This is a genomic window from Nitratireductor aquimarinus (genome assembly GCF_017255295.1).
In the GTDB taxonomy this organism is placed as follows: Bacteria; Pseudomonadota; Alphaproteobacteria; order Rhizobiales; family Rhizobiaceae; genus Nitratireductor; species Nitratireductor aquimarinus.
Genome location: NZ_JAFKDE010000004.1, coordinates 38449 through 57789 on the forward strand (window position 1 = coordinate 38449; position 19341 = coordinate 57789).

Genomic DNA, 19341 nt, shown 5'->3' on the forward strand with positions numbered 1-19341 from the left:
GCGGCACCGACACCGGCTGCGAGCACCGCCAATAAGACCGTGTTTCTCTTGTTCATTGGACGTCCTTCATTTGAATGCCAGGACCGACGACAGGGCCATGCCACGGACAGATTGCGTCTTTATCGCGTGTCCGGTCGAATGGTTCATCCAGAGCCGCCTGTTTTAAAAATAGCCACGGGACACTCCCCGTGGCTATCGCGATCAACCATCAGGTTGAAACGTCACTCTGGCAGCCGCCACCTGAAGCCGCTGCGCCATATGTGGCAGGCTTCATCATGCTATGGAGCCGGCAGGCGACCATTTGCTGACGGCCCGCCGGGTGCGGTTCATGAGGCACTCACGCGGTCACCCTGAACTCGGTCATCATGCCCGACTCGAGATGAGGCATGTGATGGCAATGCAGCATCCAGTTCGCGGCCTCCCCCGCATCCAGAGCCACTGTGACCATGGACATTGGTGGCACATAGACCGTATCGCGCCGCGCGCCCGCAAAGCGGCGGTTGTTGATGCCAACAACCTGGAAGGCATGACCATGCAAATGCATCGGATGACCCATCATCGACATGTTGTGGAACATTAGTTCCACTCGTTGACCGCTGGTCGCCTGTATCGGCCGATGCCTGCCCCAGGTAGCGCCATCGATGGTCCAGATATAGGGCTGCATGGAACCGCCAAGCATAACCATATGGGTGCGATCCGCCTCACGGGCCGGCAATGTATCGATGGCCCGCAGACGGGCTTCCTTTCCCAGATCGATATCGAAGGCAGGGGCCTCCGTTTCCGCCAGAGAGCTTATCTTTTTGACGGCGGCGCCCGATGTTGCAAGCACGATGCCGGTGCGCTCGCGCGCGCCCTCTCTGCGTGCGAGAACAGGCCACGCACCGCCCTCATTCGGCAGATCGATTTCAATGTCGAGCCGCTGGCCCATGGCCACGCCGAAGCGGGAGCCTGCGACCGGCTGCACCTCATGTCCATCCACCGCAACGAGCCGCCCCTCGACCGCACCCGTGTCGATCCAGAAGACGGTGGCAGATGCTCCATTGATGATGCGGAGCCGCACGCGACCGCCCTTTTCCACCTGAACAATTTCAGGATCGGACAGGGTGCGGTCGTTGGCGAGATAGGCATCCCAGTCATAGTCATTCAGGTCCATGGCGCTCATATCCATCGAACCCATATTGTCAGACATATCGCCCATGGCTCCCGCGCCATGATCCATTCCGCTGTGGTCCATACCCAACATTGCATCGGCGTCGCCGCTTCCGTGCTTGCCTCCATGGCCACGAAGGATTTCTTCCATCACCTCTTCGGGTGCCTTGAAGGAAAAATCATGCAGAAAGAGAACCGCTTCTTGCCGGTCCGCAGCCACGTCTTCCGGCCGGCGCACGATCAAAGGCGCAGCAAGCAACTGCATTTCCTGCATTGGCACATGGCTGTGCATCCAATGGGTTCCAGGTAGAGGCGCGAAATCAAAGCTGCGTGTTTCGCCGGGAGTGAGCAGGGGTTGCGGCATGTCAGGCACTCCGTCCTGAACATTCGGCGGAATCTGACCGTGCCAATGGACAATGGTCGGAACCTCAAGCTCATTGGTCAGATCCACACGGAAATGCTGGCCGGGATCAAGGGTCAAGCCTTGTCCTTCAGGACCGGCAAGGCCGAAGACCGTGGCTGCGCGTCCGTTGATATCAAGCGTGCGGCTGGCCGCAGAAAGCCCCAAAGAAGGCGCCTGTTGGGCGTGGGCCCGGGTCGGAAACCGGGATGCAGCAAGCATGGCTGCGCTTGCGGTCAGAAAACCGCGTCTGGAAAACGTTTTCATATGCGTCACCTTGGGACGACCTGTCCCATTCAAAGCTTCTAAGGATCGCGGCAGGCTGGCCCGCCGCGTGTTCAGAGGAGACGCAATATGGGAGGTCGGTAATTCGACCCAGGTGTCGTTGAAGGCAGAGTTTCGTCTGGAGAACGGAGATATTTCCCCCGCCGGGTCGCTTCGTTCAGCGCGATACGCTCAAGCGATGGCAACACCGACACCCCGGCGCAGATGAAATCACACAGGCCGATGTCGGCTTCATGCTTCTCTTCGCCGCCGCAAGAAGCCTTCGATGACGAGATGTCTTCCACGTGCTGAGAGTGGGCGCTGTAGCCGCCCCCGCCGATCATGCCAGCCTCATGCGCCTGCGCCGTAAAGAGCACAGCGGAAAGCGAAAGCACCGTAGAAATGATCATCAGGATTCGAACCATGGCGACTGGATAGAGGGTCGCCATGGGTTTGTCAGCATCAGGAAATCATGTCTTGGAGAGCTGCGGCACAATGCAGCACACGCTCCCCGTCGGCACGCGGGTGCACTCCACCATGCATCATGTCTGCGTGGCGCTTCAAACGGCCCACGAGGAGTTGGCCTATCGTGCGCCCCAGGTGTCGGAGAGGCGGTAGCCGCCGGGCCAGGGGTCGTCGGGGTCCAGCATGTGCTGGTGAATGCCCGTGACCCAGCCACGCCCGGAAATTTCCGGCAGGATGGCTGGCACGTCGCCCACACGGGTCTCGCCGAGAATGCGGCCGGTAAAGGTCGAGCCGATCAGCGAAACAGCCGTCAGCCGGTCCTGTGGCCCCATTTGCCCACGCGCCGCCAGAACCGCCATGCGGGCGCTGAGCGCAGTGCCGGTGGGCGAGCGGTCGATCTTGCCGGGGCGGATCGCCACCGCAGCACCTGCGCGCAGACCGTCCGCATCGCGCTCGACAGGGCCGGCGAAAAGGCAGAACGAGATATGCCGCCAGTCCGGGTTTTCCGGATGATGGAACCCCAGCGCCTCATTGGCGGCGGCGGTGATCTTCACACCAAGCCGCGCCAAATCATGCGCCTCATCCGGTTCCAGCGAAAAGCCGAGCGCCTGCGCATCCACGAAGACGAAACTGTCGCCGCCATAGGCCGTGTCCACGCTGAGCGTGCCAAGGCCTTCCACTTCCAGCGGCGCATCGAGCCGTGCGGCAAAGCTCGGCAGGTTCTGCACGAAAATGCGCTGCGCCTTGCCATTGGCGCACTCGGCCCGCACCCGGACCAGACCACCCGGCGCTTCAAGCACCAGCTCGGTGACCGGCTCGGTCATCGGCAGAATGCCGCCATCGAGCAGCACCGTGGAGACGCAGATTGAGTTCGAGCCGGACATGGGCGGCGTGTCTTCCGGCTCCATGATGATGAAGGCAGCGTCGGCGCGCGGGTCTTTCGGCGGCACAAGCAGGTTCACATGGCGAAAGACGCCTCCCCGCGGCTCGTTCAGAACGAAATTGCGCAGCGTCTCGTCCCGCGCGATCCACCGGCTCTGTTCCCACAGCGTGTCGCCCGGCGGGGGCGTGACGCCGCCCACGATCACGTCACCCACCTCGCCCTCGGCATGGGCGGAAATGACGTGAACCGTCTTGCTGCTGCGCATCTCATCGTCTCCTTTGCATAAAGTGTCAGGCGAGCCAGTCGGGAAGCGCCGTGCGCGCCCGACCACTCACCGCAGCTTCTGCGCAGTCGCGCAGAGAGCCGAACCGGACGCTGCGCCCGGAAAGGCCGGGCGCGTAATGGGCGTATTTTCCGGAATTGGTCATCAGCGTGCGGGTCTTCGGCGGGAAAACCGGCTCGGAGATCGAACACCAGCACAGATCCGCCACCACCTGCACGCCCGAGGCTTCAAGCCGGGCGATGACACCCGCCTCTCTGGCCTGCGCCAGCGCATCACGCCCCAGCGTGACAATCGCCGCCGTGTCGGCGTGGCAGACATGGCCATCGAGAAGCTGCGCCAGCGCCGCGCACTCGGCGAACGAAAAATGCGGACTGCCAAAGGCCACCAGATCAACCTGCTCGCCGCCGGCATTGAAGGTCTGCCACGCACCGGCCAGATCGGCGGAGCCGATACGCGCGCTGTCGGCATCCGCCGCCACAGGTCCGTCCGCCTCAGGCGTGACGCCAGCCACATGCAGCATGGGTGCGGCCGAGGTCGTGCCGAACGCGGCGCACAGCGCCTTCAAATCGTCTTCGGACGGGTTGGTGCTCTCCAGCCCCGTGAGGAGTGGAATGCGGTCCGGCGAAAGCCGCCCGGCCAGCCAGCCAAGCAAGGGCCAGAGCGCATCGTCATATCCATGGGGCAGATCCACATGGATCACGCGGCGCGGGGCGCGGTTATCGTCGAGATAAACGCCGGAAAGCGGGGCGCGACCGGTCAGCGCAATGCACAGATCGAGAAAATCGGGGTGTTTGACCGTGCGTGCGCCCAGAACACTGTTGGCGTAGATCACCGCGTTGGATTCGGCCCATGCGATGGCCTCGCCCTCACCCGGCGCTTCCGGCAGAAGATAGGGCGCACAGGTGAAGCTGGGGCGTGCGCCCATGTCGACATAGGCCTGCGCCAGACGCGCCGCCGGCTGTCCGAAATCGGGCGAAACGCCCTGCGCGCGCCAGTTTGCGAAATCGACGGAAATCGCGTTCATCGTGGTGGGAATGCGCACCCGCGCGCCAAGCTTCACCATCGCCTCGGCAAAACGCAGATTTGCGGGGCTGGCATAGATGCAGCCATCGATATGGCCGCGCGTGACATCCACCAGCCCTTCCGCGCCCTGGCTCGCGGCCATGGTGCAGATCATCTCCATGGCCAGCTGTGCTGCAGCGCCCTGCCCGCCGGAGAGCATCTCCCGGTCGTCGTCGCCCAACACAAGATCGGCGCCGTCGAGAGGTTTCAACGGCACCGACAGCGCACCGGCCTCAATGCGCTCCGCGTCGATCCGCGCAAATGGTGCGGCGGCAAGGGCGTCGTAGTCCGCCGGCCCCAGCCGCACCACGGAAAGCGGCCTGTCGAACATGCGCGCGGCAATCAGCGCGCCAAGCGTCAGAATGTCCTCCGCCTCGCGGAAGACCAGCGCTGCCGGCGCGTGGCCATTGAGCGCGAGTTCCAGCAGCACGCCGCTGCCGGTGCACGAGCCACGGCTCGTCGGCATGAGCACCACTTTTCCCGCGATGGTCTCGCCACACAGCGGATGATGCGCGTCGATCACACGGCCAGTGGCCGGATCGACCCCGCCCCAGAAGCTCAGGCCCTCGGAGAAGGCGAGCACCGGCCCCTCGGCCACGGCAGACAGAATGAGCTTTTCCATTGGTTCGCGCCGATCAGGTAACAACAAAGCCGTGCGCGAACGGGTCGCGATCATCGATGAAGAGCGTATTGAAGCCGGTCACCCGCGCCCAGCCGGCAATCGACGGCACGATTGCCGCGCGGTCGGCCACCTGCGTCGCCCGCTCGACACGACCGCGAAACAGCGAACCGATGATGCTTTCATGCACGAAATCATCGCCGGGCCTGAGCTTGCCCTTCGCGGCGAGCTGCGCCATGCGGGCCGACGTGCCGGTGCCACAGGGCGAACGGTCGATGGCCTTGTCGCCATAAAAGACCGCATTGCGCGCATGGGCCTCGGGATCGCGCGGCGCGCCAGTCCACAGAATGTGGCTCAGACCGTTGATCGCCGGATGCTCGGGGTGAACGAACTCATATTTCGCATTGAGCGCCGCACGCAGTTTCGGGCTCAGGCCGATCAGCTCGGAGGCAGTGAAGTCGGCCATGTCGCGAAAATTCTTTTGCGGCTCGACAATGGCGTAGAAATTGCCGCCATAGGCAACGTCAACGACGATCTCGCCAAGCCCTTCCACCTCGGCGGAAAGCCCTTCGGCATAAAGGAAGGCGGGCACATTGGTCAGCCGCACTTCCTCGATGAAGCGGCCTTCCTGGCGATAGGTGACATCAACGCGGCCAGCCGGCGTTTCCAGCCGCAATTCGCCCGGCGTCTGCGGACGGATCAGGCCGTTCTCCAGCGCGATGGTGACCGTGCCGATGGTGCCATGCCCGCACATGGGCAGGCAGCCCGACGTCTCGATGAAGAGAACCGCCACGTCGCAATCCTCGCGTGTCGGCGGATAGAGGATCGCGCCGGACATCTGGTCATGCCCGCGCGGCTCGAACATCAGGCCGGTGCGGATCCAGTCATATTCGGCCAGGAAATGCGCACGTTTTTCCAGCATGGTCGCGCCACGCAGCATCGGCGCGCCCCCTGTCACCAGACGAACCGGATTGCCGCAGGTGTGGCCGTCGATGCAGGGAAACGTGTACTGGGTCATGTCTACCTCGTAAAACGCGCCGGCGAGAATGGCGCAATGTCGATGCCGGGCTCCTGCCCCGTCAAAAGATCGGCCACGATATCGGCCGTGCCGGTCGACTGGGTCAGCCCCAGATGACCGTGACCGAAAGCGCAGATCACATCCGGACGGCCCGGCAGCGGGCCGATGGCCGGCAGCGTGTCGGGCAGCGAGGGCCGGAAGCCCATCCACTGCCTGCCGCCGGAAATGTCCAGACCCGGCAGGAACGCGGACGCCTTTTTCAGCATCGCTTCGGCGCGCGCATAGTTTGGCGGCAGGTCGAGCCCGCCAAGCTCCACCGCGCCACCGACGCGCAGGCCCGAGCGCAGGCGCGAAATCACGAAGCCATGTCCGCCGAAGGTGATGTGCATGCGCAGGTCGAACCCACCGCCGGGAAAGGTGGTGTTGTAACCGCGTTCCGTCTCCAGCGGGATGCGCACCCCGGCGGTGCGCGCCAGGCGATGCGAGAATGCGCCGGCTGCCAGAACGACAAGGCCCATCCGGTCACCGGCGGTGGTGCGCACGCCACCCGGTATCAATGCCTGCGCTTGGGCAATCTCGATCTCGCCGCCATTGGCGCGAAACCGCTCGGCCAGCGCCAGCGTGTAATCCTTCGGATCGTCGATGGTCGCCCAGCCCGGCGTGAAGGTGGCGTGGGTGAAGCGCGGCGAGAGCCCCGGCTGATATTCGGCGATCTCGTCGCCCTCAAGATGACGGAAAGCAATGCCCGCGGCCTCGCGCGCCTGCCAGCCGGACAGCGAAGCGCGAAACTCGCGCGCGCCTTCATAGACCTGCAACTGCCCCTCGCGGCGCAGCATGCCGGTCAGGCCAGCCCGCTCAAGGAAAGGATCGAGCGTTTCCTGCGCGCGGCGCATCATCGCCGTCTGCGCGACGATGGAGGCGCGCACCTGTGCCGGCCAGCTCGCCCGCCAGAAACGCAGCATCCAGGGCGCGATGCGCAGCGCATATCCCGGCCGGATGCTCAGCGGCCCGAGCGGATCGAGCAGCCATTTCGGGGCCTGGCGAATGATCCTCGGTGAGGCCAGAGGCAGGATGTCGGGAAAGGCGAATGCCCCGGCATTGCCGGCGGACGCACCCGCCGCCGGCCCTTCACGGTCGATCACCTGAACCTTCAGGCCGCGCGCCTGCGCCGCCAGTGCAACCGAAAGGCCGATGACCCCGGCCCCGACAACAACAACCTCAGGCCGGCTCATTCAGCGTACACTCGAAAGGAAATTGCGTGTCTCTTCATGCTGCGCATCACCAAAAATCTGCTCGGGCGGGCCGATCTCGGCCATGACGCCCTTGTGGAAGAACGCGACCCGGTTCGACACGTCGCGAGCAAAGCTCATCTCGTGGGTCACACAGATCATGGTCATGCCATCGTCTGCCAACATTTTCAGCGTGTCCAGCACTTCACCCACAAGCTGGGGGTCGAGTGCGGAGGTCACTTCGTCAAACAGCATGTAGTCGGGCGACATGGCCAGCGCACGGGCGATTGCCATGCGCTGCTGCTGCCCGCCCGAGAGCCGGTTGGGATAGACCTTCAGCTTGTCGGCGAGGCCGACATGGCTCAACTGCTGAACGGCGATCTCCTCGGCATCGCGGCGCGACATGCCCTTCACCTTGCGCGGGGCGAGCGTGACGTTTTCCAGAACCGTGAGATGCGGGAACGCGTTGAACTGCTGGAACACGATGCCGATCTTGCGGCGTAAGAGGTTCAGGTCCGTTGTCTTCGCGTGCACCTCCGTGCCGTCAACGAGGATGCGCCCGCTGTCGATGGGCTCAAGCCCGTTGATGCAGGTCAGAAGCGTCGACTTGCCGGAACCGGAACCGCCAATCACCGACACCACCTCGCCCTTGTCGACGGTCAGGTTGATGCCTTTCAGAACCTCCAGCGCGCCGAAGGATTTGTGAACGTTTTCAATCTCAATCATTCTCTTGCCACCTTTTCTCCAGCCGGCCTCCCAGGCGGGCGATGGGAAAACTCAGGGCGAAATAGATCGCGCCGGTAATGAGCAGGATGAACATGGGCTCCTGCAGGCGCGTTACGAGGATCTGGCTGGCGCGCAGCAATTCGATGATGCCGAGCCACAGAACCAGGGCGCTGTCCTTCATCACCCCCAGGGTGAGACCGATCCAGCTTGGCAGGGCCACGCGCAGCGCCATCGGAAAGACGATCTGCGTCATGTCCTGTCCCCAGCTCAGCCCCAGCGAACGCGCCGCCCGGCGCGTCACCACCGGCACTGCATCGATCGCGCCACGCACGATCTCGGTGCAATAGGCCGAGGTGTAGAGCGCCAGCACCACGCAGGAGGTGACGAAGGGCGAGAGTTGCAGGCCCGCAATGGCCTGAAAGGCGTTTGCGAGGATCAGCTGGATAAGCAGCGGGACCGAGCGGAAAATGTCGAGCACGAAGACCAGCGGCAGGGTGAGCCAAGGGCTGACATGGCTTCGAAGGACACCGAACAGCAGACCCAGAAGCGTGCCCCCGACCACCGCCAGAATGGTGATAGACAGCGTGACGCCTGCGCCCCTGATCAGGAACAGAATGTCATTGAAGCTCAGAGAGGTTTCAAACATCGCCTTTCCTCCTCAATACCGGAACAGGCGCCAGGCGACGAGCCGCGCTGCGAACATCACGGCCTTGGCGATGCAGTAGTAAAGCACGGCGGCCAGAGCGAAGAGCTCGAAGGTGCGGAAGGTTCGTGCGTTGAGATCCTGCGTCACACCGGTCAGATCGGTGCTCATGCCGACGGTCACACCGAGCGAGGTCATGAGGATCGCCCAGACCATCTGGTTGGTGGTCGGCAGAAACGCGATGCGAAACATCTGCGGCATCACGATCAGGCGAAACGCCTTGGCCTGCCCCATGCCGAGCGAGCGGCCCGCGCGCACCTGCGTGCCGGGGATCGCCCGCAGCGCGCCGCGAAAGGTCTCGCACAGATATCCGGCATTGTTGAAGGTGATGCCGGCCAGAAGCGCGACGAAGGGGCTGAGATAGATACCGAAGGAACCGAGGCCGAAATGCGCCATGTAGATCTGAAACAGGGCGGGCGTGTTGCGCGCCACCTCGACCCAGGCCATGGCCGGCCATTGCAGCCATTTTGAACCGGAGTTGCGCGCCACCGCCAGAAGCACCGCAATGGTTATGCCGATCACCATCGACAGAACCGCGATCTGCATCGTTACAAGCGCACCGTCCAGCATCTGCGGCAGGGCACGAAAGGCCTGCCGCCATTGAAAGGTGTAATCGAACATCCTGCGCTCCGCTTTGTGTCCGTATTGGGCGGGGGGGCGCAAAGCCCCCCTTCCCGGATCAGCGGTAAACCTTGTTGACCGTCAGGTCCGGTGCTTCGCTGCCGACCCACTTGTCGTAGAGTTCCGCGTAACGGCCCGTGCGCACCTGCTGGTTGATGAACAGGTCGAGATAGTTCAGCAGGCCGTATTCGCTGCGCAGCGTGATCAGCGACACATAGTCGGGCAGGTAAGGCGCGTCGCCGCCAATGGTCAGGCCCTCATAGCGGCCGCTCTCCACGATGGAGGAGGCAACCGTGGAAGTCACGACAGTGGCGTCGATCTGGCCCTGCGACAGCGCGAGGAACACATCGGCCTGCGACTGGTAGGGACGGAAGCTGCCGCCCTCACCCCACTTCTTGATGTCCTCTTCCAGAGCGATGGCCTCATAGGTGCCGGCAACCGATCCGACGGTGCGGCCCTTGAGCGATTCATAACCGTCGATCTCGGTGCCATCGCGGGTCAGGACAACATTGGTGAAGGCGAAGTAGGGAATGGTGAAGCCCGCCGTCTTGGCGCGCTCAAGCGTGTCGGACGTCGAGGCGACACCCACATCCGCACGGCCCGAAACGAGTGCGGGAATGCGGTCGGGGAACGGGGTTTCGACGATCTCGGCCTCAACGCCCAGCGCCTTGGCAAGGTCGTTGCAATAGTCGACGTCGAAGCCAATCGGCTCGTTGTTCTCATCGCGCGAGCCCATGGGCGGGAAGTCCAGCACCACCGCACAGCGCAGCGTGCCGGAGGCGATGATGTCGTCCAGCTTGTCGGCCTTTGCCGGGCCAGCAACCATGGCGGCAGCCATCAGGCCACCAGCGATAATCTTGAAGTTCATGTCTCTCTCCCAGGTTTTTGAGTTTCAGCCGGCCGGCACGCAGCGCGGCTGAAACCAGTGCAGGCAATCACAAAACCTACAAAAATACAATTTGCATATTTATTGCCGACAGAAAAAATTTTCCATTGTTTGTCAGAATCCCACGATCCTGTCGGGAAGCCATGTGGCGAGCGCGGGGAAGGAAGCGACCAGCAGCAGGGTCAGAACCTGCAGGGCGATAAAGGGCAGAACGCCACGGCACATCTGGCCATAGGTCATGCCCGGCGGCGCGATCGATTTCAGGTAGAAGATCGACGATGCCATGGGTGGCGTCAGATACCCTGTCTGGATCACGATCAGCACCAGCGTCGCAAACCACACCGGATCAATGCCGGCCGCACGGATGAAGGGCGTGAAAAGCGGCACGCAGATCAGCACGTTCGCGGTCCAGTCCAGAACGAAGCCAAGGACGAAGACCACCAGCAGGAAGAAGATGATCATTCCTGTCGGGCCAAGCCCGGCGCTGTCGATGAACTCGCGGATCAGCCGAGCGCCGCCATTGGCCGCGAACGCTCCCATGAACATCGTGCCGGCTGCAACGATCAGCAGGATCATCGCCGAAATCCGCACCGTGATCGCAAGCGCGTCGCGCAGCATCGGCACGGAGAAACGCCCATTGAGAACACAAAGGGCCAATGCGCCGGCAGCACCCACTGCGGCTGCCTCGGTCGGCGACGCGATGCCGGCCAGGATCGATCCCAGAACGGCAAGGATCAAAAGCACCACCGGCAGCATGACCGTGACCGTCAGCCACAGCTTTTCTCCGAGCGCGACCGTTTCCTCTTCCGGATCACCGGGCTCTGGCTGCGGCGGATTGATGAGGCCATGGATGAAGATGTAGCCCAGGAACAGGACCACCATCAAAAGTCCGGGCACCATCATGCCGGCGAGCAGCTTGCCCACCGACATCTGCGCGAGCGAAGCGTACATCACGGCAATGACGGAGGGCGGGATCATCGTCCCCAGCGAGCCGCCAGCGCAGATCGTGCCTGCGATCAGCGAGTTGCCGTAGCGCGCCCGTTGCATTGCCGGGATCGCCATCATGCCGATCATCACCTCGACCGCACCGACAACGCCGGCGGCAGCAGCAAAGATCGCGCCCATGGCGACGGTCGCCAGCGCCAGTCCACCCGGCAGGCGGGCAAGCCACAGGTTCATGACACGGAACAGGCGTTCGGCGATGCCCGAACGCTCCAGCAGCGCGCCCATGAGAATGAACATCGGGATCGCCGACAGGATAAAATTCGTCGAGGCGGAATAGAACGAGCCGTAAAGCTGGTTGAAAGCCACCTCGCCGAAGGCCGCAAGCCCTGCCCCGACTGCCACGACGATCAGGGAAAAGGCGATGGGCAAGCCCAACAGGATCAGCGCGAACAGCGCCGGAAACATAAGTCCTGCAATCAGCATGTCAGGTCTCGATCTTGAAACTGTCGTCGCTACGCGGTGCGGTCAACGCCCGCAGCCCCTCGGCGACAAGTTGCAGCGCCAGCGCGGCAAGGCCGATCGCCAGAGCGCTGTAGAATGGCCACATCAGCGGGGCCCACGGGCTGACATGCTCCACCTCTCCGGTCTGCCAGGCGCGCAGCGCACGCTGGCCGGCGATCAGCGCCAGCCATGTGAAGACCGGGCAGAGCACCGCAAGAAAGGCAAAACCGTCGATAGCGCCACGCACCCGCACCGGCATGCGCGACGACAGGAAGTCGATGCGCACATGGGCGTCTTCGCGCAGCGCCTGCGCCGCTCCGAGAACGAAGAGCACGCCCGTGCTCATGTAAGCGATATCGAAGGCCCAGAGCGTCGGCGCGCCAAAGACATAGCGCGCCACCACCTCATAAAGCATGGAGGCGATCAGGATCAGCACCATCGCCTGCGCGATGTAGTTCAACCCGAGGGAAATCCGGTCTGCGACGGAGAGCAGGAAGCTCTTCATGATCGCCTCCCCGCGTCTAGTTGCCGTTGCGGATCAGATAGCCGCTCTGCTCCGCCCAGCGATTCTCATAGGCGAAGTACTCGTCGAGGATTTCAGCCATGAGCGGCTTGCCGTCGGCCTTCTGCGCTTCGGCGGTCTTGCGTATCCAGTCGCGCCCGGCATCGGACAGTTCCTGCTGGAAGGCAGGTTCCAGCTCGATCACCTCAGCCTTGCTGGAGCGAAGCGTCTCCATCGCCTTCATGTCCTGATCATAGAAATGGATCAGCGACTGCATCGTGGTCAGCTCGGATGCAGCTTCGATCTTTGCCTTGAGGGCATCGTCGAGTGCGTCCCAGGTCTCCTGCTTGACGACCACTTCCCACAGGAAGGTCGGCTGATGCACGCCCGGCACGACGATATACGGCGCGGCCTCATGGAACCCTTCCGGCAGATTGCCCGAGGGCGGGCCCCACTCAATGGCGTCGACGCCCTTGCGCTCCAGAAGCGTGTAGATTTCACCCGGCGGCACGACGGTCGGAACCGCACCGAAATAGTCGCGCATCACCTCGGCCCAGGGACCGGATGTACGGTATTTCAGGCCCTTGAGGTCGGCAGCGCCTTTGATCGGCTTGTTGGCGTGCGCCATGATCTCGGAAGAACCAATACCGACGACCAGCGACTTCAGACCTTCTTCGGCGCGCAGTTCGGAAAGCTTCTCACGGCCACCGCCTTCGAAGATCCAGGTGGAATAGGCTTCGGGGCCCATGCCGCCAGGAAAACCTGCGAAGATCGCATTCACCGGGTTCTGGTTGACGAGATAGCTCGGCGTGGAGTGGCCGGCCTCGACAATGCCGTCCTTCACACCGTCATAGACCTGAAGCGCCGGAACGAGAATGCCCGCGCCGAATGGCTGGATCTCGACAGCACCATCCGTCAGGCGGTCGACATTGTCGGCAAAGCGCTCAAGGAAATTCACATAGAAGGGAGAACCTTCGGGCACCGAGGTCGGCACGCGCCAGGTCACTTCCTGCGCCTGTGCGGCCGTGGCGGCCAGCGCCACTGCTCCGGCAAAGGCCAAACCTTTGAGATCAAGAAACATATCAACTCCTCCTTTGACGTTCTTGGTGGCATCCAACCAAAGCCGGCTATGGATGCACTCAAAATTTATACAAACTCAATTCTCCATGTCGACAAAAAAAATAATTAAATTTTTGAAGGCGCGCGCCCCCTGTTCCGAAAGCCGGTGGAACCGGTTGAACCCAAAAAAGAAAAGGCGCGGCGCGCATCCATGATGCACACCGCGCCCCTTCAAGGACGATTGGAGCCAAGCTCCCTGAACCGCAGTGCGGTCAGCCGCGCGCGTCTTCCGGCAGCAGCGCCTCGGGCATGTTCTGGTAGCAGACCGGCCGCAGGAAACGCCGGATCGACAGCGTGCCGACACTGGTCGCTCCGAAATTGGTGCTGGCCGGATAAGGCCCGCCATGCACCATCGTGTCGGAAACTTCCACACCGGTCGGGAAGCCATTGACCAGCAGGCGACCGGCCTTGCGTTCAAGGATCGGACGCAGCGCCTGCGCAGCCTCGATGTCGGCTTCGTCGATATGCAGCGTCGCCGTGAGCTGTCCCTCCAGACCGCGCGCGATGGCCTCGAACTCCTCAGCCGAAGCCGCACGCACGACGAGGCCGAGCGGGCCGAACACTTCGTGATGCAGCATCGGGTTCTCGAGGAACTCCGCCGCCGTGGTCTCGTAGAGAGCCGGCGAGGCGCTGCGCCCCTCGGCCTCGGTCACCATGACCGGGCGCGCGGCGCTGCTTTGCGCAATCTGATCACGGCCAGAGCAGAAGGCCTGCGCGATGCCGTCCGTCAGCATCACCTGCGCGTCGATCTGCTTCAGCCCATCGGCGGCGGCCGCGATGAAACGGTCGGCAGCTTCACCATCAATGACAAGGGCGATGCCGGGATTGGTGCAGAACTGCCCTGCCCCCATGGTCAGCGACCCGGCCCAGCCGCGTCCGATTTCCTCGCCGCGCGCCTGAAGCGCCTCCGGCATCACGAACATCGGATTGACCGAACCAAGCTCGCCAAAGAAGGGGATCGGCTCGGGCCGCGCGGCGCACAGATCGAACAGGGCGCGTCCGCCGGCAAGGCTGCCGGTGAAGCCAACTGCCTTGATCAGCGGGTGCTGCACAAGCGCGGCGCCAACCTTGCGGTCGCCGCCCTGGATGAGCGAAAAGACGCCAGCGGGCATGCCGCATTTTTCAACTGCCGCAAGGATCGCCTCGGCGACGATCTCGCCGGTGCCGGGATGCGCCGAATGGCCCTTCACCACGACCGGGCAGCCTGCGGCCAGCGCGGCGGCCGTGTCGCCACCGGCGGTCGAGAACGCGAGCGGGAAATTCGATGCGCCGAACACCGCGACCGGCCCGATCGGGCGCTGCACCATCACCAGTTCCGGGCGCGGAGCGGGCTGGCGATCGGGAAGAGCCGCATCATGCCGACGGTCCAGATAGTCACCCTTGCGGATGTGATCGGCGAACAGGCGAAGCTGGCCGACCGTGCGTCCACGCTCTCCTTCGAGCCGACCGGCGGGCAGGCCCGTCTCCTGCGTTCCGATTTCGGTGATGTCTGCGCCACGCGCATCGATCTCGTCAGCGATGGTCTCGAGGAAGACGGCGCGCTGTTCGCGCGAGGTCGCCGAATAGGTCTCGAACGCCTGCTCGGCAGCCTGAACCGCGCGATCCACGAGATCGACGGTGCCCACCGAATAGTGATGGCTGGGACCGTGCGCGGGCGATGATTCGAACGTGTCGCTGCCAGCGATCCATTCACCTGCAATCAGGTGTTTGCCGTGAGGTTTGAAGGGCATGAGTCCCCTCCTTCTTGCTGTGGGTTTCAGTCCATCGCGAGGGTGTCGGAAAGCCGCAGGTCTTTGCTGCTGCATGGCTTGCATCCGCCTCTTTCTGCATACAATATGTATACAGGATTGCAACCCAGCAACCGGAGGAAAGGACATTTTATGACGGAAACAACGCTGGCCATCGGCGAACTGGAACAGCTCGTCGAGGAGATCCTGCGCAAGGGAGGGCTGTCACCGCTGCATGCGGGGGCGGTTACGCGCGTGATCGTGGCGGGTGAGCGCGACGCCTGCAAATCGCATGGCGTCTATCGCATCGAGGGCTGCCTGCGCACCATCAAGGCCGGCAAGGTCGTGCCGGATGCCGAGCCGGCGCTGACCAGCGACGGGACCGCGATTGTTCGCGTTGATGCGCGCGGCGGCTTCGCCAATGCCGCGTTCGAGCTTGGCGCACCGGTGCTGGCGGAAAAAGCCCGCACGATGGGGCTGGCCGCGCTCGTCATCAACGACTGCACGCATTTTGCGGCCCTCTGGCCGGAGGTCGAGGCACTGGCCGAACAGGGCCTTGCCGCCATGGCCATGTGCCCGAGCTATGCCAGCGTCGCACCCGCCGGCGGCAGCGCCCCGCTTCTGGGAACCAACCCGTTTGCCTTCGGCTGGCCGCGCCGCGACAAAGATCCCTATGTGTTCGATTTCGCCACCAGCGTCGCCGCGCGCGGTGAGATCGAGCTGCATCGACGCGCCGGCAAAACCCTGCCCGAGGGCTGGGCCATCGATCCGGACGGCAACCCGACCACCGACCCGGAAGCAGCACTTGCCGGTGCAATGCTGCCCTTCGGCGGACACAAGGGCTCGGCCATCTCAACCATGGTCGAGCTGCTGGCCGGTGTGATGATCGGCGACCTGACCAGCCCCGAGGCGCTGGAAGCCCTGGGCACCACCACACTCGCGCCCGCCCATGGCGAACTGATCCTCGCCTTCGATCCCGCCCGTTTCGCACAGGGGCGCGCAGGCGACCCGATGGCGCGCGCCGAGGTGCTGTTCGAAGCGTTTGCCGGACAGGGCGCACGCCTGCCATCGCAGCGCCGTTTCGCGGCCAGGGCAAAGGCCCGCGCGGAAGGCATTCGCCTCAGTGCAGACGAGATGGCGCTGCTGGAGCGGCTGCGCGAACAGGGGCTGGACGCGGTCTAACCCCTTAGGGTCAGCCTTCATAACATCGAAAAAAAGCCCTCCCGGAACCAGCCGGGAGGGCTTTATTTGTCGTCACAGGCCTCAGGCGGCGTATTTGGTCACCGCGCCGGGCAGCTTGCTCCACTCCGCATACCATTCGCGGAACAGGCGATACTGCGCCTCGGCATAGCCGCGCTGGCTGTCGGAGAGCTCGTCCGTCTCGTTGAAATGCAGGGTGTATTCCTTGTCGCCGTTCAGCACCATCATGTGCTTGTAGTAGAGGACGAGATCCGGCCCTTCGTCGAAGGAAGAGAGAACGGCCAGCGCCGCATCCAGCTCGGCGGCCCGCTGGCGCGCATCGGCGTCACCGGCAGCGGCAGCCTGGCTGAGCGCAACCAGATGCAGCACTTCCTTCGGCAGCACATTGCCGATGCCGGTGATCGCGCCGCTGGCGCCGCAATTGACGAAACCATGAACGACAGTCGTGTCGACGCCGATCATGAGCTTGATCGTCTCGTCACCGCTGGTGATGTTCTCGGCCGCGTAACGCAGATCGGCAGCGCCGCCGAATTCCTTGAAGCCAACCAGATTGGGATGCTCGGCGCGCAGCGCGAAGAACAGGTCGGCACGGGTGGCGAAGCCATAATACGGGCTGTTGTAGATGACCGCCGGCAGGTCGGGCGCAGCCGCGAGAATGGCCTTGAAGTGGTTGCGCTGTGCTGCGGGCGAATTGCCGCGCGACAGGACACGCGGGATGACCATCAGACCATGAGCACCCACCTTGGCCGCATGCGCCGCATGCTCCACTGCCTTGGCGGTGTTGACCGCACCGGTGCCGACAATCACGGGAACGCCAGCCTCGACCAGACGCGCCACGCCCTCCATGCGCTCCTCATCCGTCAGAAGCGGCCAGTCACCCATGGACCCGCAATAGACAACGCCGCGCATGCCTGCCGCGATCAGCTCTTTTCCCTTGCGCACCAGCGCGTCGAAATCCGGCGTCCGGTCGTCCTTGCACGGGGTCATCAGCGCGGGAATGCAGCCCGTGAAAATATCGTTGCTCATGCTCGTCTCCTTCGAATGCATGGTTTCGCGCGGCGCACGACATCCGTCCGCACCTGATTCCAGATTGGATCAAGAAGAAAATATCACTTGTATTTTTTTTGTCGACACAAATTTTAGGCAATGTGTTTCCCCCGCCCCAGACATTGAGGCGCAGGGAAAACAGACATGCATTTGACAGGCCAGCGTCCCGGACAAAGGACGCCGACATTGGCCTAAAGCGCGATTTGCTGACGATGATCCCGGGCGATCATGTTGCGGATCTGCGCAACGATCTGATCGGCATGCTCGCTTGCCAGCTTGTCGGCCGTTTCCACGTCGCGGGCTTCGATTGCGGCGATCATGTCCTCGTGTTCGATGACATAGCGCTGCGGCAGCCGGTCGTTGAAAGACGAGTAATAGAGCCGCAGAAGTCGCCGTCCCTCGTCAAGCAGGCGCAGGAACAGGCTCTCATAATAAGGGTTGCGCGCGGCTGCAGCGATGGCTGCGTGAAATTCACGATTGGTGGCGATCATCGCCAGCGCATCCTGATCTTCCACCGCCTTGGCGAACTCCGCCTGGCGGGCGCGGATCGTGACCAGGTCTTCGGGCTGGTAGTGCAGCGCCGCCAGCCGCGTGGTCACGCGATACATCAGCGTGATGGCGTCAAAGAATGTGTGCAGGTTGAGAAAGTCGATATTGGCGACGACAGTTGAGCGGTTCGGAAGCGTGGTCACCAGCCCGTCACCGGCCAGACGCACGAGGGCCTCGCGGATCGGCGTGCGCGACATCGACAGGCGCTTGGCCAGTTGGATCTCGTCGATGGGGCTTCCCGGAGCCAGCGCGAGATCCAGAATTTCGTCCCGCAATACGTCGTAGACAAACTGTACGCCGGAACCGCGCTTGCGTTCAGTAGTTTTGCGCGTGGCGCTATCAGACATTTTCGCTCCTCGTGTGCACAAGAAAAATACTGTTAGATGGCAGATGGATTAATCGTCAAGTTCAGTTGAGGCCATAAAGTCAGTTTGTGGCTGGCAACACATGCCGCCTGCGATCCGTGACAGTAAATCCGCAGATCCGGGAAAGATCGGCTGGCGGGCGCGTTTCAAAGCGGCAGCTCCTCAAACACGGAAACGATGGCGTCGCGCACAACGAGCACCGCCGGATCGCGCAGCACGTCTGGCCGCCATCCCAGTTCAATGCCATAGGCCGGAAGTTCCAGCGGGCAGGACAGGACTTCCAGACCAGCCAGGTCGGCCACGGCCCGCGCCGCGTGGGTCGGCATCGTCGCGATTGCGTTTTCTCCGCTGAGAAGAAACGGCACGGCGGCAAAATGCGTCGTCGAGACCTCCACGCGTCGCCGCAGCCCAAGGGCGAACAATGCATCATCGACGATCCCGACATAGCCGCCCGACGAAATCAGCAAATGGTCGCGCTGCAGAAAGGCCTCCAGATCCAGTTCTCCCGCCCCGCCGCCGGGGCGTTTTTGGGCAACACAGGAATATCCACCGGTCATGACCGTCTGGCGTCCAATGGAACGCGATGTAAACCCGCCCGCCGCCAGCACAAGATCCACCGTCCGGCCGGCGAGCATATCCGTCGCCTGATAGCTGTTTGTCTGCCGCAGCAGCAGGCGAAGCCCCGGCGCATCGACCCGCAGTCTGTCTGCCAGCGCTCGGCCAATGGCGATCTCCAGATCATCCGAGAGGCCAATGGATATGGTGCGGTCGCTGAAGGACCGGCTGCCTTCGTCCGTGGCGAGCAGGGTCTTTCGACACAGGTTCAGCGCCTCGCGCACCGTTGCGCTCAGTTCATGCGCCCGCGCGGTGGGCACCATGCCCCCGCCCCCGCGCTCAAACAGCCGGTCCTGATAGACCGTTCGCAAACGGGAAACCGCGGCACTCACGGCAGACTGGGTGAGTCCGAGCCGTAGAGCCGCCCTGCTCGCGCTGCCTTCCTCGTAGATCGCCTCGAAAACCTTCAGCAGGTTCAGGTCCACATCCAGAATATGAATTTCATTCATGATGGTTAGTTCCG

At 63.2% G+C, this 19341-nt stretch carries 18 protein-coding genes; 1 reads left to right on the forward strand and 17 read right to left on the reverse strand.

What is annotated here, in order from left to right; translation table 11 throughout:
- Positions 1-337: 337 nt before the first annotated feature.
- From JYP46_RS07540 to JYP46_RS07605, 14 genes are all read right to left on the reverse strand, one after another.
- Complete coding sequence (locus JYP46_RS07540; RefSeq protein WP_206547751.1) at positions 338-1816, reverse strand: multicopper oxidase family protein; 1479 nt, start codon at positions 1814-1816, stop codon at positions 338-340.
- Between the two features lie 71 nt (positions 1817-1887).
- Entirely contained in the window at positions 1888-2262 is a 375-nt protein-coding gene (locus JYP46_RS07545) for a hypothetical protein (RefSeq protein ID WP_206547752.1), read from the reverse strand.
- 135 nt (positions 2263-2397) lie between these two features.
- The gene (locus JYP46_RS07550; RefSeq protein WP_206547753.1) at positions 2398-3426 is read right to left on the reverse strand and encodes a trans-3-hydroxy-L-proline dehydratase; all 1029 of its coding nucleotides are present in this window, start codon (positions 3424-3426) and stop codon (positions 2398-2400) included.
- A gap of 25 nt (positions 3427-3451) precedes the next feature.
- Positions 3452-5128: a cis-3-hydroxy-L-proline dehydratase gene (gene lhpI / locus JYP46_RS07555; RefSeq protein WP_206547754.1), complete on the reverse strand. Its 1677-nt coding sequence runs from the start codon at positions 5126-5128 to the stop codon at positions 3452-3454.
- Positions 5129-5141: 13 nt separating this feature from the next.
- On the reverse strand, positions 5142-6143 hold the full coding sequence (locus tag JYP46_RS07560) for a 4-hydroxyproline epimerase (RefSeq protein WP_206544107.1): 1002 nt from the start codon (positions 6141-6143) through the stop codon (positions 5142-5144).
- Positions 6144-6145: 2 nt separating this feature from the next.
- Positions 6146-7375 (reverse strand): NAD(P)/FAD-dependent oxidoreductase, encoded by a 1230-nt coding sequence (locus JYP46_RS07565; protein ID WP_206547755.1) that lies wholly within the window; start codon positions 7373-7375, stop codon positions 6146-6148.
- Positions 7376-8098 (reverse strand): amino acid ABC transporter ATP-binding protein, encoded by a 723-nt coding sequence (locus tag JYP46_RS07570; RefSeq protein WP_113152815.1) that lies wholly within the window; start codon positions 8096-8098, stop codon positions 7376-7378.
- Positions 8091-8744, reverse strand: a complete 654-nt coding sequence (locus JYP46_RS07575; RefSeq protein ID WP_113152816.1) for an amino acid ABC transporter permease — start codon at positions 8742-8744, stop codon at positions 8091-8093. The genes JYP46_RS07570 and JYP46_RS07575 overlap by 8 nt, the downstream gene beginning before the upstream one ends.
- Positions 8745-8756: 12 nt before the next feature.
- Positions 8757-9422, reverse strand: a complete 666-nt coding sequence (locus tag JYP46_RS07580) for an amino acid ABC transporter permease (RefSeq protein ID WP_113152817.1) — start codon at positions 9420-9422, stop codon at positions 8757-8759.
- A 58-nt stretch (positions 9423-9480) separates the two neighbouring features.
- The gene (locus tag JYP46_RS07585; RefSeq protein ID WP_113152818.1) at positions 9481-10290 is read right to left on the reverse strand and encodes an ABC transporter substrate-binding protein; all 810 of its coding nucleotides are present in this window, start codon (positions 10288-10290) and stop codon (positions 9481-9483) included.
- 132 nt (positions 10291-10422) lie between these two features.
- Entirely contained in the window at positions 10423-11736 is a 1314-nt protein-coding gene (locus tag JYP46_RS07590) for a TRAP transporter large permease (RefSeq protein ID WP_113152819.1), read from the reverse strand.
- Position 11737: 1 nt separating this feature from the next.
- On the reverse strand, positions 11738-12259 hold the full coding sequence (locus JYP46_RS07595; protein ID WP_113152820.1) for a TRAP transporter small permease subunit: 522 nt from the start codon (positions 12257-12259) through the stop codon (positions 11738-11740).
- A gap of 16 nt (positions 12260-12275) precedes the next feature.
- Entirely contained in the window at positions 12276-13337 is a 1062-nt protein-coding gene (gene dctP, locus JYP46_RS07600) for a TRAP transporter substrate-binding protein DctP (protein ID WP_222474002.1), read from the reverse strand.
- A 250-nt stretch (positions 13338-13587) separates the two neighbouring features.
- Complete coding sequence (locus JYP46_RS07605; RefSeq protein WP_206547756.1) at positions 13588-15105, reverse strand: aldehyde dehydrogenase (NADP(+)); 1518 nt, start codon at positions 15103-15105, stop codon at positions 13588-13590.
- 150 nt (positions 15106-15255) lie between these two features.
- Here JYP46_RS07605 and JYP46_RS07610 point away from each other — a divergent pair, with 150 nt between their 5' ends.
- Positions 15256-16284, forward strand: coding sequence for an Ldh family oxidoreductase (locus JYP46_RS07610; protein ID WP_206547757.1), 1029 nt, complete (start codon positions 15256-15258; stop codon positions 16282-16284).
- 81 nt (positions 16285-16365) lie between these two features.
- Here the strand turns inward: JYP46_RS07610 and JYP46_RS07615 are convergent, their stop codons facing one another.
- The 3 genes from JYP46_RS07615 to JYP46_RS07625 form a co-directional block, all read right to left on the reverse strand.
- On the reverse strand, positions 16366-17328 hold the full coding sequence (locus JYP46_RS07615; protein ID WP_113155991.1) for a dihydrodipicolinate synthase family protein: 963 nt from the start codon (positions 17326-17328) through the stop codon (positions 16366-16368).
- Between the two features lie 212 nt (positions 17329-17540).
- Entirely contained in the window at positions 17541-18245 is a 705-nt protein-coding gene (locus JYP46_RS07620; RefSeq protein WP_206547758.1) for a GntR family transcriptional regulator, read from the reverse strand.
- 164 nt (positions 18246-18409) lie between these two features.
- On the reverse strand, positions 18410-19327 hold the full coding sequence (locus JYP46_RS07625) for a LysR family transcriptional regulator (RefSeq protein WP_206547759.1): 918 nt from the start codon (positions 19325-19327) through the stop codon (positions 18410-18412).
- Positions 19328-19341 lie beyond the last annotated feature (14 nt).

What these genes read in the sequence shown, in the direction of transcription:
- JYP46_RS07540 (WP_206547751.1), bottom strand. Translation starts at nt 1,816, where the DNA reads ATGAAAACGTTTTCCAGACGCGGTTTTCTGACCGCAAGCGCAGCCATG.
- JYP46_RS07545 (WP_206547752.1), bottom strand. Translation starts at nt 2,262, where the DNA reads ATGGCGACCCTCTATCCAGTCGCCATGGTTCGAATCCTGATGATCATT.
- JYP46_RS07550 (WP_206547753.1), bottom strand. Translation starts at nt 3,426, where the DNA reads ATGCGCAGCAGCAAGACGGTTCACGTCATTTCCGCCCATGCCGAGGGC.
- lhpI (WP_206547754.1), bottom strand. Translation starts at nt 5,128, where the DNA reads ATGGAAAAGCTCATTCTGTCTGCCGTGGCCGAGGGGCCGGTGCTCGCC.
- JYP46_RS07560 (WP_206544107.1), bottom strand. Translation starts at nt 6,143, where the DNA reads ATGACCCAGTACACGTTTCCCTGCATCGACGGCCACACCTGCGGCAAT.
- JYP46_RS07565 (WP_206547755.1), bottom strand. Translation starts at nt 7,375, where the DNA reads ATGAGCCGGCCTGAGGTTGTTGTTGTCGGGGCCGGGGTCATCGGCCTT.
- JYP46_RS07570 (WP_113152815.1), bottom strand. Translation starts at nt 8,098, where the DNA reads ATGATTGAGATTGAAAACGTTCACAAATCCTTCGGCGCGCTGGAGGTT.
- JYP46_RS07575 (WP_113152816.1), bottom strand. Translation starts at nt 8,744, where the DNA reads ATGTTTGAAACCTCTCTGAGCTTCAATGACATTCTGTTCCTGATCAGG.
- JYP46_RS07580 (WP_113152817.1), bottom strand. Translation starts at nt 9,422, where the DNA reads ATGTTCGATTACACCTTTCAATGGCGGCAGGCCTTTCGTGCCCTGCCG.
- JYP46_RS07585 (WP_113152818.1), bottom strand. Translation starts at nt 10,290, where the DNA reads ATGAACTTCAAGATTATCGCTGGTGGCCTGATGGCTGCCGCCATGGTT.
- JYP46_RS07590 (WP_113152819.1), bottom strand. Translation starts at nt 11,736, where the DNA reads ATGCTGATTGCAGGACTTATGTTTCCGGCGCTGTTCGCGCTGATCCTG.
- JYP46_RS07595 (WP_113152820.1), bottom strand. Translation starts at nt 12,259, where the DNA reads ATGAAGAGCTTCCTGCTCTCCGTCGCAGACCGGATTTCCCTCGGGTTG.
- dctP (WP_222474002.1), bottom strand. Translation starts at nt 13,337, where the DNA reads ATGTTTCTTGATCTCAAAGGTTTGGCCTTTGCCGGAGCAGTGGCGCTG.
- JYP46_RS07605 (WP_206547756.1), bottom strand. Translation starts at nt 15,105, where the DNA reads ATGCCCTTCAAACCTCACGGCAAACACCTGATTGCAGGTGAATGGATC.
- JYP46_RS07610 (WP_206547757.1), top strand. Translation starts at nt 15,256, where the DNA reads ATGACGGAAACAACGCTGGCCATCGGCGAACTGGAACAGCTCGTCGAG.
- JYP46_RS07615 (WP_113155991.1), bottom strand. Translation starts at nt 17,328, where the DNA reads ATGAGCAACGATATTTTCACGGGCTGCATTCCCGCGCTGATGACCCCG.
- JYP46_RS07620 (WP_206547758.1), bottom strand. Translation starts at nt 18,245, where the DNA reads ATGTCTGATAGCGCCACGCGCAAAACTACTGAACGCAAGCGCGGTTCC.
- JYP46_RS07625 (WP_206547759.1), bottom strand. Translation starts at nt 19,327, where the DNA reads ATGAATGAAATTCATATTCTGGATGTGGACCTGAACCTGCTGAAGGTT.